The organism is Chitinophaga sp. (assembly GCF_039596155.1).
Classification (GTDB): domain Bacteria; phylum Bacteroidota; class Bacteroidia; order Chitinophagales; family Chitinophagaceae; genus Chitinophaga.
Genome location: NZ_JBCNKF010000023.1, coordinates 39979 through 53876, shown reverse-complemented (window position 1 = coordinate 53876; position 13898 = coordinate 39979). Strand labels below are relative to the sequence as shown.

At 45.1% G+C, this 13898-nt stretch carries 12 protein-coding genes; 5 read left to right on the top strand and 7 right to left on the bottom strand.

Annotated features, from left to right (window positions below; all coding sequences use genetic code 11):
• Nucleotides 1–93 precede the first annotated feature (93 nt).
• From ABDW33_RS21190 to ABDW33_RS21175, 4 genes are all read left to right on the top strand, one after another.
• A complete protein-coding gene (locus ABDW33_RS21190) occupies nucleotides 94–816 on the top strand; it encodes an NADP-dependent oxidoreductase (protein WP_343692099.1) in 723 nt (240 codons plus the stop codon).
• Nucleotides 817–1028: 212 nt separating this feature from the next.
• A complete protein-coding gene (locus tag ABDW33_RS21185) occupies nucleotides 1029–1487 on the top strand; it encodes an ester cyclase (RefSeq protein WP_343692098.1) in 459 nt (152 codons plus the stop codon).
• 120 nt (nucleotides 1488–1607) lie between these two features.
• Nucleotides 1608–3209 (top strand): alpha-L-fucosidase, encoded by a 1602-nt coding sequence (locus tag ABDW33_RS21180; protein WP_343692097.1) that lies wholly within the window; start codon nucleotides 1608–1610, stop codon nucleotides 3207–3209.
• Nucleotides 3210–3697: 488 nt separating this feature from the next.
• On the top strand, nucleotides 3698–4678 hold the full coding sequence (locus tag ABDW33_RS21175) for an aldo/keto reductase (protein ID WP_343692096.1): 981 nt from the start codon (nucleotides 3698–3700) through the stop codon (nucleotides 4676–4678).
• 228 nt (nucleotides 4679–4906) lie between these two features.
• Here the strand turns inward: ABDW33_RS21175 and ABDW33_RS21170 are convergent, their stop codons facing one another.
• The 4 genes from ABDW33_RS21170 to ABDW33_RS21155 are packed head-to-tail and all read right to left on the bottom strand — an operon-like array spanning nucleotide 4907 to nucleotide 7840.
• Nucleotides 4907–5551, bottom strand: coding sequence for a protein-tyrosine-phosphatase (locus ABDW33_RS21170; RefSeq protein ID WP_343692095.1), 645 nt, complete (start codon nucleotides 5549–5551; stop codon nucleotides 4907–4909).
• Between the two features lie 9 nt (nucleotides 5552–5560).
• Complete coding sequence (arsB, locus tag ABDW33_RS21165; RefSeq protein WP_343692094.1) at nucleotides 5561–6613, bottom strand: ACR3 family arsenite efflux transporter; 1053 nt, start codon at nucleotides 6611–6613, stop codon at nucleotides 5561–5563.
• An 11-nt stretch (nucleotides 6614–6624) separates the two neighbouring features.
• Nucleotides 6625–7452, bottom strand: a complete 828-nt coding sequence (locus ABDW33_RS21160; RefSeq protein ID WP_343692093.1) for an arsenite methyltransferase — start codon at nucleotides 7450–7452, stop codon at nucleotides 6625–6627.
• A 55-nt stretch (nucleotides 7453–7507) separates the two neighbouring features.
• A complete protein-coding gene (locus ABDW33_RS21155; RefSeq protein ID WP_343692092.1) occupies nucleotides 7508–7840 on the bottom strand; it encodes a metalloregulator ArsR/SmtB family transcription factor in 333 nt (110 codons plus the stop codon).
• Between the two features lie 336 nt (nucleotides 7841–8176).
• Between ABDW33_RS21155 and ABDW33_RS21150 the strand changes: the two genes are divergently transcribed.
• Entirely contained in the window at nucleotides 8177–10789 is a 2613-nt protein-coding gene (locus tag ABDW33_RS21150; protein WP_343692091.1) for a glycoside hydrolase family 3 C-terminal domain-containing protein, read from the top strand.
• Between the two features lie 272 nt (nucleotides 10790–11061).
• Here the strand turns inward: ABDW33_RS21150 and hxpB are convergent, their stop codons facing one another.
• From hxpB to ABDW33_RS21135, 3 genes are all read right to left on the bottom strand, one after another.
• A complete protein-coding gene (gene hxpB, locus ABDW33_RS21145) occupies nucleotides 11062–11754 on the bottom strand; it encodes a hexitol phosphatase HxpB (protein ID WP_343692090.1) in 693 nt (230 codons plus the stop codon).
• 20 nt (nucleotides 11755–11774) lie between these two features.
• Nucleotides 11775–12302 (bottom strand): N-acetyltransferase, encoded by a 528-nt coding sequence (locus ABDW33_RS21140; protein ID WP_343692089.1) that lies wholly within the window; start codon nucleotides 12300–12302, stop codon nucleotides 11775–11777.
• Between the two features lie 126 nt (nucleotides 12303–12428).
• Nucleotides 12429–13835, bottom strand: a complete 1407-nt coding sequence (locus ABDW33_RS21135; protein ID WP_343692088.1) for a PLP-dependent aminotransferase family protein — start codon at nucleotides 13833–13835, stop codon at nucleotides 12429–12431.
• Nucleotides 13836–13898 lie beyond the last annotated feature (63 nt).

The window sequence follows — 13898 nt, the reverse complement described above, 5'->3', positions numbered from 1 at the left end:
ATTCAATACTAATTTTGCTTCAACAAACAAATAGTTATTGAAATGGAAGCTTATATTTTAGAATAGAACGGAGGTGTCGAAAACCTGAAGAAAATGACCTTCCCAACGCCAGCAATCGGTACAAATCAAGTATTGATCCGTACCAAAGCAATCGGTATAAATCCAATCGATATACAGGTGCGCGATGCGAAGAATATGCTGGAGATGATCACTGGTGGCAACTATCCCGAAAAGGTAATTCTGGGATGGGACGTAGCCGGTATAGTAGAACAGGTCGGCGGAAGTGTACAGACATTTCAACCCGGAGACGAAGTATACGGGTTAATAAATATGCCGGGGCTCGGTAGTACTTATGCTACACATGTAGTTGCTCCGGCAGAACAGGTAAGCTTCATGCCCCGAAATTTATCGTTTGTTGCAGCTGGCGCCACGCCCATGGCAGCCCTGACTGCCTGGCAGGCTGTGGTTACATTGGGACAGCTACAACAGGGAGAAAAGGTCCTCATCCATGGCGCTTCCGGAGGTGTAGGCCACTTTGCCGTGCAATTTGCCAAAGCGCGGGGCGCTTATGTAACGGGAACCGCCTCAGCCAAAAACGAAGCCTTTGTGCGCAATCTGGGTGTAGATGAATTCCTGGATTATACGGCTGTCCCGTTTGAGACGAAAATAAGTGATGTGGATGTAGTGATCGATACCATCCATTCAGTTGACCATATCGCGCGTTCAATTACCGTGATTAAAAAAGCGGCCGCCTGGTATATTTACAACCTCATTTTGCAGGTGCACTGGAAGATCAGCTGGCTGCTGCAGGTGTAACCGGCAAAGGTGTATTCGTTAATTCCTCCGCATCGCTCCTTGCTGATATCAGCACCCTGATAGAATCCGGCAAAGTCACCCCGCATGTTACCCGGGTATTTACTTTCGACCAGTTGCCACAGGCGCAGATTCTGGTCGCCTCAGGCCGGGCAACCGGCAAGGTAGTAGTTGAAGTAAAGTAAATTCATTTCTCCACCCAATATTGTTATATCATGAATACAACACAAGCGGAACAAGGCCTGGTTCACGCCTTAACGCAACAGGAAATCGACACATTAGAAGCCTTTTACGGCGTCTTTACTAACCGGGATTATAGTTTAGCAGATCAGGTGCTGGCCCCCGGCTGGCAGGATATCCCGCTGGCTCCCGGCCAACAGGAAGGCCCGGCAGGATATAAAGCGCTTGTAAAGGAATTCACACAGGCGTTCCCGGATGTAAGGATCAATATACTTGAAATTTTTGGCACGTATGAACGGGCCGGAGTACGTGCGGAAATGGTCTTCACACATAGCCATGAATTCATGGGAATCGCGCCGACACACCGGCAACTGACCATTGCCATTCATGAGTTTCATCACCTGAAAAATGGCAGGATAGAAAAAACCTGGCACCTGGAAGATTGGCTGACCATGCTGCTGCAAACGGGTGCATGGCCCGTTCGGTCCAATTAATCATCATCGGAATCGTGCATAAAATTGTCAGTTTTGTACAATTGAATCCATTATCTGATTTTTTATCTTGCAATAAACGATTATCCGGTGAATAGAAGAACGCTCATAAAACAAGTAGGCATGGCAGTTCCAGCCTTGCTGTTCTCAGATAGGTTAGCTGCTTTTTCGGGCAGTGGAGAAACCATGTTGAAAGGCCCATTCCAGCCAAACTGGTCATCCCTGCAGCAATACCGGACACCGGAATGGTTCCGGGATGCGAAGTTTGGTATCTGGGCACACTGGGGCCCGCAATGCCAGCCAGAGGCAGGTGACTGGTATGCCAGGCATATGTATATCGAGGGCTACCGGCAGTATAAATTCCATCTGCAGAAATATGGTCATCCATCCAAATTCGGTTTTAAGGACGTGATCAATGAATGGAAAGCAGAAAGCTGGGAACCGGAAGCCCTGGTGGACCTTTATAAACGTGCAGGTGCAAAATATTTCATGGCGCTGGCCAATCACCATGACAACCTGGATTTGTATAACAGCAAATATCAACCTGCCTGGAACAGCCTTAAAGTAGGTCCCAAAAAAGACATCATAGGCGGATGGGTGAAAGCAGCCAGAAACCAGGGACTGCATTTCGGGGTAAGTGTGCATGCGGCCCATACCTGGAGCTGGATGGAGCCCGCCCAGCGGGCAGATAAGGAGGGACCCTATGCCGGTGTTCCCTACGATGGTAAGCTGACAAAAAAAGATGGAACGGGTAAGTGGTGGAATGGACTGGATCCACAGGATCTGTATGCCCAGAACCATGCACTCAGCGAAAATAGCTACGATAATGGAGCCATCCACCGGCAATGGGGCTGGGGAAATGGTGTTTGCCCACCGACAACCGCCTACTGCGAAAAGTTTTACAACAGAACCATAGATCTGATCGATAAATACGATCCTGATATGATCTATTTTGACGATACAGCATTGCCGCTATGGCCTGTCAGTGATGCCGGATTGCGTATTGCGGCTCATTTTTATAACCGGAGTATCAAAACCCGGAAATCGCTGGAGGTGGTAATTAACGGTAAGATCCTGGACGAGCAACAGAGACAATGTATGGTGTGGGATATTGAACGGGGCCAGAGTAACAGTGTGGAGCCCCTTCCGTGGCAAACGGATACCTGTATAGGGGATTGGCATTACGACAGGGAGATCTACGAGAGAAAAGGCTATAAAAGTGCTAAAATGGTTATCCAGATGCTGGTCGATATCGTCAGTAAGAATGGGAACCTGTTACTGAATATTCCTGTGAGAGGAAATGGTACAATTGATGAGCAGGAACGTAGCATCGTGGAAGAAATAGGGCAGTGGATGTCTGCAAACGGGGAGAGCATTTACGGCACCCGTCCCTGGAAGGTATTTGGAGAAGGCCCTTCCCTGGAAGGAGCGGCTCCGCTCAGTGCACAGGGATTCAATGAAGGAAAGGGAAAGCCCTATACAGCTGCTGATATCAGGTTTGTAACCAAAGGGAACTCCCTGTATGCAACCGTCATGGAATTCCCTGACAACGGCAAAGTATTGATAAAATCACTGGCTGCCGGTAGTCCTCATTACCCGGGCACGATCAGCAAGGTGTCACTTCCGGGAAGTGAAGCGCCGTTGTCATTCAGTCGCACAACGGAAGGATTGACAGTCGAATTACCCGTGAAGCCGTTCTATGCTGTGCCATTGAAAATTAGTTAAAACGTAGAAGTGGAAACACCCGGTGTTGTTGAATAAACACCGGGTGTTTATATAATGAGCATTAAAGAATGATTGCCATTGAAAGTATGCTGTGTTGACCCAAAGCTGTTCCTGTTGCTGAAGATGCCCCTTATTTGTTTCTTAGTGCGCTCTGATACCGGGTAGGTTAACCAAGCATAGTAATTCCCATATGAGATAGCGCCGACCTTATAATGTAACCTGTAATTCACAGTCTGAAAGCAGGCAAATGCTACTATTTATCAGGGAAGGCCTGTTTATATCGGGATAATTAGTTACCTCTGTATTCAGTAATGCGAAGGTGAAGCGATTCCTCATAACGGTGCCTGTTAAGAAATCGAAAGCGATAGGCAATTTAACTAACAGACATCGGAATACTATACAAGAATGTCGCTTTTGTATAATGGTATTTCTATGAAGAAGTCACATATTTGAAAGATTGATACTTAGACAGTTAAAATTATCTGCACATGCTGCAATTGCCGGAAGTTATAATGGGAACCAGTTGCCTTGGTAATTTATATCAGGAGCTACCTCAGACCACCAAAACTGCCATTGTAAAAGAATTCATTACCCACACCGATGCGCCTGCATCCTTTGATACTGCCGGAAAATACGGTGCCGGTCTTGCATTGGAATGCCTGGGCAAAGCCCTTCAGGAATTGAATGTTTCGCCAGCCGATGTGATCATCAGCAACAAACTCGGATGGTTACGTGTACCGCTGGAAGGAGAGGAGCCTACTTTTGAGCCGGGTGTATGGAAAGGGCTGAAATATGACGCCGTTCAGCGTATCGGCTATGATGGCATCCTGGAGTGTTATGAACAGGGCAATCATTTGCTGGGCGCCTACAAGGCCAATTTTGTTTCGGTACATGATCCGGATGAATACCTGGCAAAAGCTACTGATAAGTCGCATGAAGAAAACCTGTATGACGATATTTTACTGGCTTATAAAGCACTGAACGACCTGAAGCAAAAGGGAGAAGTAATGGCTGTGGGAGTCGGGGCAAAAGACTGGCGTATCATCAGGCGGTTATCAGAAGATGTACAACTGGACTGGGTAATGTTTGCCAATAGTTATACACTCTATGATCATCCGGTGGAGCTGGCACTTTTCATGCATGACCTGCAAAGCAAGGGCGTATTTGTCATCAATTCAGCCGTGTTTAACGGCGGCTTCCTGACAGGAGGGGATTATTACAATTACAAGCCGGTGGATAAGACGGCGGAAAGCGGGCAGGCAAAGCTGATTTGGAGAGAAAGATTCTTTGCACTTTGCGAAAAATATAATTTCACGCCGGCAACCGCCTGTATCAGGTTCGGCCTTACTGCCCCAGGTGTGAAAAGTATTGCATTGAGCACTACCCGGCCGGAACAGGTAGAAAAAAATCTGAAAATGACCAAGGCGGATATTCCTGCTACGTTCTGGAATGAAATGATGATGTTATAACACGAGGGATGATTTTTGGTGTCGGGCTATCTTGTTGCCGACGTCCGGGCAGTGGTAACTGTAATATCCCGCGTAGTCGTTAATTCAGGCGATTTGCAAACATGGCGTTGATACTTTTGTGATTAAACAGTCATCTCAGCAACATGTGTTCTTTTCAAACCCGAATTTTACTATTTCAGCAGATGAACGAACTATCTTATAAATGATTCTGATAAAGCCGGCCTGTAGTCAGACCGGCTTTATCATTTCCGATACCAATCTGAATGTATATAATACCTCTGTAGCGATCTCCCTGCATCGTTCCCTATAAACCTGCTCCTGCTCCGGTTTACCATCTCCTTCTTTAGGATCCTGATAGGGAGTCGCAACTTTCAGTGTCGCCCCGGCTACAAAAGGACAATTTTCATCCGCATGTGAGCAGGTCATGACAGCGATAAAATCAGCGACTGGATTAGGAGCATCCATATACTTCTTCGAAAAAGCAATAATTGCCGGTGCATTCGATGCATATTCAATGTGATAATGTGGATTTACAGCAGCAGACGGTACCTGAATATTAAATCCCGCTTCCCGTAATGCTTTAATCGCACTGGGGTTAAATGCAGTGATTTCTGTACCCCCTGAATAACTGGTAATTCCCTGGATGTCATAGTAGGCTGCTGCTGCCATTGCCCATAATTGTCCCATATGACTCCTCCTCGAGTTATGCGTACATACATAGATAAGTGCAGCCTTTTCCGTAGCTGCTAATGATGCAGCAACCCCGTTCGCAATTTTAAGTAATGCTGCTTTCCGCTCAGCCCCAATCAAACCATGATCCTTTTCAGCCGTTGAAAGATACTGCCTGATCGCAGGCAACAATTGATAATCCATATGTAGCGTTTACTTGTAATACTTTTTTTTCAGCCAGAAGGCGACCTTTACTAACGCAATCAGTGCCGGCACCTCTACCAGCGGTCCAATTACCCCAACAAATGCCTGCCCGGAATGAATGCCAAACACGCCAATTGCCACCGCAATTGCCAGCTCAAAGTTGTTGCCTGCGGCGGTAAACGCAATTGACGCATTTTTGCTGTAGTCAGCTCCCATAGCTCGCCCCAGCAAGAAGCTCACTATAAACATAATGGTGAAATACATCGCCAGCGGTATTGCAATCTTCACAACGTCAAATGGTATCTCCACGATCATTTGCCCTTTCAGACTAAACATCACGACAATTGTAAAAATTAGTGCGATAAGGGTAACGGGTGAAATAAAAGGAATAAATTTTACCTGGTACCATTGTTCACCCTTCACATGGATCAACACATACCGGCTTATCATACCTGCGGCAAAGGGAATGCCCAGGTAGATACCCACACTACGTGCAATTTCACCCATAGATACTGTTACGGTAGCCGTTGTAAGCCCCAGTAAACCCGGTAGCCATGTCAGGAATAGATAGGCATATACACTATATAGTAATACCTGGAAGATACTGTTCAGTGCCACAAGACCTGCTGCATACTCCCTGTTCCCTTCTGCAAGTTCATTCCAGACGATTACCATCGCAATACACCTTGCTAATCCAATCAGGATCAGGCCGGTCATATAAGCGGGTTGATCAGACAAAAAGAAAACGGCCAATCCAAACATCAATAAAGGTCCTATTACCCAATTCAGTAAAAGAGAAACGGAAAGTATACGGGTATTTCTAAATACCATTCCCAGCTCTTCATATCGCACCTTTGCCAAAGGAGGATACATCATAAGTATTAACCCAATGGCAATTGGAATGTTAGTAGTGCCGGTAGTGTATGAATTGATAAGACCCGCTGAGGATGGGAAAAAATAGCCAACGGTCACACCAGCAACCATCGCCAGGAAGATCCAGAGCGTGAGGTACCTGTCTATAAAACCCAGGCTTTTTCGATGAACAGGATTACAGTTTTGCATTCATCTGTTTTTTAACAACAGCCGGGAGCACAACAAGGCTTCTCGGCATATACTGTAATACTGTAAATACCATTCGTACCCGAACGGAAAGCCGCTATCTCTTCTGCAGACAAATAATTCCCCAGAATATCGTCCGGGATATGAATCGCTTTTTCTTTTTGCACCGTCATATTCTTAAACCCGTTATCAATGATCAACTGCAGATATTGTTGTTTTTCGATAGCCCCTGATACACATCCGGCATACATCTCCGCAGCCTCCCGCAATTTTCCTGGCAGTGTTCCTTCCAAAACGATATCAGAAATGCTGAAATGTCCACCTGCTTTTAATACCCGGAAAATTTCCTTCATCACCCTATCCTTATCAGGTACCAGATTCAACACACAATTGCTCACTACCACATCTGCCACGTTACCACCCACAGGCATTTTTTCAATATCACCCAGCCTGAACTCTACATTGTTATATCCCAGTTTATCCGCATTCTCCCTTGCCCGTTCAATCATGGCCGGTGTAAAATCAATACCGATTACTTTACCTGTTTCGCCAGCCTCGCGACGAGCAATAAAACAATCGTTACCCGCACCAGCGCCCAGATCAATCACAGTATTACCTTGTTGGATCTTTGCGAACTGCGTCGGCAGTCCACATCCCAGCCCAAGGTCAGCATCCGGGGAATATCCTCCCAGCTCGCTATAGTCTTCACTCATAATATTGTAGACTTCCGTAGAGCAAGCGCCCGACCCACAGCAGGATGACTGGTTTGTCTCCTTATCCTGCAAAGCAATTTCACTATATTTTTGTTTCACTAACGTTTTGAGTTGTTCATTTGTCTGCATAGCAATTTAAATTATCGTATAATTGCAATATTGCGATGGTTGTGGGCAAAAAAAATCAACAGCAGCGGCTGTCCTCAATTTTTACCTCACCGAAGAAAGCATGAAATACATTTTTATACTGTTTCCAGACCCTGGGATCGATGCAATAGCATACGCTGGCACCTTCTACTGTCCCTTGTATTATACCCGCATTTTTGAGCTCCTTTAGATGCTGTGAGGTTGTAGCCTGGGCTAACCCGAGTTCATTGACCAGGTCTCCCGTTACACAGGCATTCATCTTTACCAGGTGTTGCAAAATCGCAATCCTCGCCGGGTGGGCGATGGCTTTTGCCATATTGGCCAGCTCGTTTTGCTCTTTGGTAAACAGATCTGATTTAGTTAATCCCATATCGCAATATTACGATAGTTTTTTTGAAGTATACAAATCTTTTTTTTTGCAGGATTATTGAGAAAGTCCGGGTATATCGATTACTTGTAAAAATAAACTACGGTCAATTTTGGACTTTTTGATCCGCTCAATGCTATTTCTTTGCTGAAAAACTGCCCTGATGAAGTTTACATGCTGAACGAAGAAGCATAACTATCGGAACACCAGGTTTTATTTATACAGTTTGATAAAAAATAAGTTTGATAATTGGGTTATTTGAAATAAGTTTAATAATTGTCCGAATGACATTATAACCCAGTTGTTGATATTCTCCATTAATAGAACCACATTCATGTTATGAAAAAGCTAATTGTGTTTATAGGCATATTTGTGACCGGCACTTCCCTGGGGCAGGAATATAAAAGCTTTCCCATGTGGGATTACACCCTGCCTGTATCCCAGCGTGTGAACGACCTGGTGAACCGCCTGACACTGGAAGAAAAAGTTGGGCAAATGCTCAACGCTGCTCCCGCCATTCCGCATCTTGGTATACCTGCCTATGACTGGTGGAATGAAACGCTTCATGGCGTTGCCCGCACTCCTTATCATGTAACTTCTTATCCGCAGGCCATTGCCATGGCTGCCACCTGGGATACTGCTGCCATATTCCAGATGGCAGATTTTTCGGCCACCGAGGGGAGGGCAGTTCACAATAAGGCAACAGCAGAAGGAAAGAACAATGAACGGTATATGGGGTTAACTTACTGGACGCCTAATATCAATATATTCCGCGATCCCCGGTGGGGCAGGGGACAGGAGACCTACGGTGAGGATCCATACCTGACTGCCAAACTAGGCGGAGCCTTTGTACGCGGACTTCAGGGGAATGATCCCACATACCTGAAGGCTGCCGCCTGTGCCAAACATTTTGCCGTGCATAGTGGGCCGGAATCCAGCAGGCATTCCGATAACTTCAACCCTTCGCTGCACGACCTCTGGGATACCTATTTGCCGGCTTTCCACGAACTCGTTGTCAATGCGGGCGTTGCCGGCGTGATGTGCGCCTATAATGCCGTAAATGGTCAGCCTTGTTGTGGCAATGATTTGCTCATGACCAATATTCTTCGCAGGCAATGGAAATTCAACGGCTACGTAACCAGTGATTGCTGGGCGATAGACGATTTTTTCAAATACCATAAAACGCATAAGGATGCTACCGCCGCAGCTGCAGATGCCCTCATTCATTCTACAGATATTGAGTGCGGCACCTCGGTTTATTATTCGCTGATAAACGCAGTGAAAACCGGGTTGTTAAGCGAAGCGCAACTGGATACTTCATTAAAACGATTATTTACCATCCGTTTCCGGCTGGGAATGTTCGACCCGGTATCAAAGGTGAAATACGCGCAAACGCCGGCTTCTGTATTGGAAGCCCCGGAACATGATGACCATGCCCTGAAAATGGCCAGAGAATCTATCATTTTACTTAAAAATTCAACCGGTGTACTGCCCCTTAGCAAAAAGATCAGGAAGATAGCGGTGATAGGGCCTAATGCCGATAATAAAATTGCTGTTCTTGGCAACTATAACGGAACGCCGTCCAACGTAGTGACAGTTGTTGAAGGGATCAGGCAGAAACTGGGAACTGATGCGACAATTATTTACGAAAAGGCAATCAATCATACCAATGATACCCTATTGCGTTACCGGGATCTCACATCTATGCTTTCGTTTAAGGGCAGGCCGGGCGTACAGGCAGAATATTTTGCGAACGAGCGGCTGGAAGGCGCGCCTGTGCTGACAATCACAGAAAAGGATATTGATCATTACTGGGCGGAGGGCGAAACGCCTGCTCCCAATCTGAAGACCATCCATTATTCAGCCAGGTATACCACATCGCTGAAAGCAGCAGCTACAGAAACGATGAATTTTGAAATAGATGGAGATGACGGATATCGCCTGTTTATCAACGACAGTCTGGTTGTTGATGCCTGGACAAAAAACCGCTGGGGAGCAAGGCCCTTCACGTTACCCGTTCAAAAAGACAGCAGTTACAAACTGGTAGTGGAGTATTATCAAAATGAAGGAAATGCCTCCATCCGCATCAAAGCTGGCGACAGGGTAAAAACAGATTTTGCCGCTTTAGCTAACAGGTTGAAGGATGTAGATGCTATCATTTTTGCCGGCGGTATCTCACCGCAACTGGAAGGAGAAGAAATGCCCGTACAGGTGCCAGGGTTCGATGGCGGTGACCGGACAACCATCATGCTACCCAAAGTACAGACAGCGCTGCTGACTGCCTTACAGCAAACCGGTAAACCGGTCATTTTTGTTATGATGACGGGCAGTGCTATCGCCATTCCGGAAGAGCAGGCGCATATACCCGCCATTTTAAATGCCTGGTATGGAGGGCAGCGCGCAGGAACCGCTATTGCTGATGTGTTATTTGGGGACTATAATCCTTCAGGACGCCTGCCCGTGACCTTTTATGCTTCCGACAAAGATCTGCCTTCGTTCACAGACTACGCTATGCATAACAGGACCTACCGTTATTTCAAAGGGAAACCTTTATATCCGTTTGGATATGGGTTAAGCTATACTCATTTCACCTATAGCCGGCTGAAGGCGCCGGAAAATGCCCGTAAGGGGGACCCTGTCAATATCACTGTAGCATTGACCAACACCGGGGAATTTGATGGTGATGAAGTGGTGCAGTTGTATGTAAGTTACCCGGCAGTAGCGAATGCGCCTGTAAGGTCGTTGAAAGGTTTTCAACGTGTAGCATTAAAACGCGGTGAAAGTAAAGAAGTGGCTTTTACACTTACAAAGGAAGAGCTTTCGCTTGTTGATGAGAATGGGAAGATCTATCAGCCCGGAGGAAAAACAGTCATCAGCATAGGAGGGGGGCAGCCCGGAGTGGAGAATGCGGGTACGGATAAAGTGTTATCACATACAATGATGATCCGGTAGATTAACGGCAAAACCGGAAAATATGAAGTCTCATGTTATGTTGTTAACATGAGACTTCATATTTTAAATCCGGATAATGAGTTGCTATGCCTTCGAATACGAATAGAGCGCTGCCGGCATCAATACGTCGTTTACCGGCAACCAGGTAAAGATTCACCGCTATCTGCCATCCATTGTAAGCGTCGTTAAATCGGCTACAATCCACAATATTATCTAAATTGAGTACGTCGGTCATCCAGGTAAAATGCTTTCGGGCCCTGTCCTATATAATATCAGTCTGTTGGCCTGATTTCAAAACCTGTCTTGTTGTTGTTCAATAACACAATATGATCATCGCCAAAATCATTGAGTGTCCGGATCTTCACGTCAGCTATTTCAAATCCAGCCTCATTGAAGTCTACCTGCCTGTTGACTACAACCACGCTCATTCCTGCGGCTACAGCGGCACGAACACCAGATTTTGAATCCTCAAATACGATACAGTTTGACGGGATAGTAGCAAGTTCGAAGGCTGCCTTTATGTATATGTCAGGGCTTGGCTTGCCCCTGGCTACAAAATCCGAGGATATGGTAACATCAAAATAATGTTCAATAGCTAGCTTACGTAGCACCTTTGGAATAAGACAATCCGGCGAATTTGTAGCCAGGCCTATTTTACAACCCGATTGTTTAAAACGCTGAAGTAATCCTATAACGCCCGGCATTATTACGCCACCGTGATCAATAAGTTCGCCAACTCTTTGTATAACGGCATCTTCTACTTCTTCTAAAGTTTTCTTCTCCCAGGGCTTACGGCGATACCAATATTCAGTTACTTCTCTGGTGGTCATCCGACTGGTTACAGTGGCTTCCTCCTCTGTTACATCAATGCCTAAGTTTCCGAATACTTCTTTTTCAGCAGTTCTCCAGAATGGCTCAGAATCTATCAACAAACCATCCATGTCAAAAATTACAGCTTCAATCATTTTATTAAAGTACTAAATCCCTATTTTTTACCTGTATCATTGAAATAGACCAGGTAGACAGATGGTAGCGCCAGATCATCCAGTCGACTGGCTTCCGGTTGTCTTTCAAAACCTTTACTTTCAAAAAAATCAATCAATGGATTTGCAGCATATTCATTTATCCAGATACCTTCATGATGTTTGCAAACCAGCAGGCACTTGTCCAGAAGTGAATGCTTTACTTCAACCTCCGGATATTTTGTGAGTATTGCCAAATCAGCTATTCTGGCTGCACGCTTGTTTTCCAGTGATCGGGGCTTTTCCCCTTTTGAGGTAATCTTTGCATATCCTGCAGGATTATTATCAACATATACCACCAGCCATTGATTTGATAAGTCATTCATTTCTGCTACCAGTTGCTTTTTATTAAAATGCTTATCGATATATTCTTCTAAGATCTTTTGTTCAAGAATTGAGGAGAATTTCTCTTTTGCTAGTTCTCTTGTTAAGGACAATATAACACCTTTTCCTTCATCCGTTGCTATTATAAACTTTGTGATGATATCCATTTTCCTTTTTTAGGCAAATCTAATTACCTTATCAGGAGGATATGCAATACACATGTTGTAATTATGCCCGGTACAGATTGCATATTAACAGGCTAATATGGTTATTGAGAAATTGCGGTTCTAAGTTCATCGCAATCGCTGCCCGGCAAGCTTTATAGCTTCAATTCGCTTTGGGGAAAATGTATCAGCAATGACTACCCTGAAGTATTTTTCAAAAGTATCTGAAAACGAGAAAGTGGAGCCCGGTGTAAATCGAACGCCAATCTTTTCGCACTGGTTATAAAAATGAATCATATCGGTATCATTTGGTAGCCTGACCCATATATTATATCCCCCTGATGGCGTTGCAATGCTGGTGTTTTTCGGAAAGTAGGTTGTAATTAAATTAATGGCGAAGTAAGCATTTTTTGCCAGCTGCATCCTGAATGCCCTTACATGCCGGTCATAACTACTACCGCTTAGCAGCCGGTTGATCGTTTCCTGATACAGTGGTGAAATGGTACTACCCAAAGCGAATTTTATCTGTTCGGCACGCTCCATAAATTTGCCAGCACTAAGCCAGCCAAGCCTGATGCCGGGTGCCAATGTTTTAGCGTATGATGAATAGGTTAAGACAAGCCCGCTGTCATCGAAACTTTTTATAGTAGCAGGTCTGTGTCCCTGGAAATACAGATCGCCATAGATATCGTTTTCAATGATTGCTACATCATATTGATGGGCAACAGACAATAGCATTTTCTTCTGCTCATCAGTTAATATTGCACCTGTCGGGTTGTGGAAGTTAGGCGTTACAATGGCAGCTTTAACAGCATTTTTCTGACATGCTTTTCTAAAGAAGTCTATATCAAATCCAGTGGCCGGACGGGTAGGGATCTCGATCACTTTTAATTTTAAAACCCTTATTACCTCCAGAACTGAAAATACACAGGGGCTCTCCACAGCGATGACATCACCTGTATTACAGATCGCCGCCAATGCAATGTACAATGCCTGCAATGCGCCATCTGTGATCATTAGTTCATCCGGATTGATGATGGTTTGATAAGTGGCTGCCCGCTTAACGATATTTTCCCGAAGCTCATGCGAACCGTTTGAAGGGTAATAGCGTAACAGTCCGGTACCTTTTTCTCTTATTACCTGCTGCATTGTACGTAACAACAGCTTTTGCGGAATTAACAAATCACCCGGAGCTGCTACGTTAAACTCGGATATTTTCCTTCCCATCATTAACGAGGTGGTGAGTGCAAGATTATTTTTAAAAGTTGCATCTCTGGCTATTGGACGATGTTTGGTTTTTACAGGCTCGTGTGCCCTTTCCGGTTGGTTACTAACAAAATAACCTGACTTGGGTACACTTTCCACCAATCCGCTTATAATAAGATGCTCATAGCCGTTTTGTATAGTGCTGATACTTATCTGGTACTGTTCCTTAATCTCCCGCACAGAAGGTAGCTTCTGCCCGGGCTTGAAAATGCCGCTCCGGATGTTCTTTTCAATTATGGTAGTAAACGCCTCGAACTTATATGTTGTCATCTGTATTGATAGTTTTTACCAAATCTGTACCTGTACCACAAATTTAATGCATTTACTTTTGAG

What these genes read in the sequence shown, in the direction of transcription:
- ABDW33_RS21175 (WP_343692096.1), top strand. Translation starts at nt 3,698, where the DNA reads ATGCTGCAATTGCCGGAAGTTATAATGGGAACCAGTTGCCTTGGTAAT.
- ABDW33_RS21170 (WP_343692095.1), bottom strand. Translation starts at nt 5,551, where the DNA reads ATGGATTATCAATTGTTGCCTGCGATCAGGCAGTATCTTTCAACGGCT.
- arsB (WP_343692094.1), bottom strand. Translation starts at nt 6,613, where the DNA reads ATGCAAAACTGTAATCCTGTTCATCGAAAAAGCCTGGGTTTTATAGAC.
- ABDW33_RS21160 (WP_343692093.1), bottom strand. Translation starts at nt 7,452, where the DNA reads ATGCAGACAAATGAACAACTCAAAACGTTAGTGAAACAAAAATATAGT.
- ABDW33_RS21150 (WP_343692091.1), top strand. Translation starts at nt 8,177, where the DNA reads ATGAAAAAGCTAATTGTGTTTATAGGCATATTTGTGACCGGCACTTCC.
- ABDW33_RS21135 (WP_343692088.1), bottom strand. Translation starts at nt 13,835, where the DNA reads ATGACAACATATAAGTTCGAGGCGTTTACTACCATAATTGAAAAGAAC.
- ABDW33_RS21140 (WP_343692089.1), bottom strand. Translation starts at nt 12,302, where the DNA reads ATGGATATCATCACAAAGTTTATAATAGCAACGGATGAAGGAAAAGGT.
- ABDW33_RS21190 (WP_343692099.1), top strand. Translation starts at nt 94, where the DNA reads ATGACCTTCCCAACGCCAGCAATCGGTACAAATCAAGTATTGATCCGT.
- ABDW33_RS21155 (WP_343692092.1), bottom strand. Translation starts at nt 7,840, where the DNA reads ATGGGATTAACTAAATCAGATCTGTTTACCAAAGAGCAAAACGAGCTG.
- ABDW33_RS21180 (WP_343692097.1), top strand. Translation starts at nt 1,608, where the DNA reads ATGGCAGTTCCAGCCTTGCTGTTCTCAGATAGGTTAGCTGCTTTTTCG.
- hxpB (WP_343692090.1), bottom strand. Translation starts at nt 11,754, where the DNA reads ATGATTGAAGCTGTAATTTTTGACATGGATGGTTTGTTGATAGATTCT.
- ABDW33_RS21185 (WP_343692098.1), top strand. Translation starts at nt 1,029, where the DNA reads ATGAATACAACACAAGCGGAACAAGGCCTGGTTCACGCCTTAACGCAA.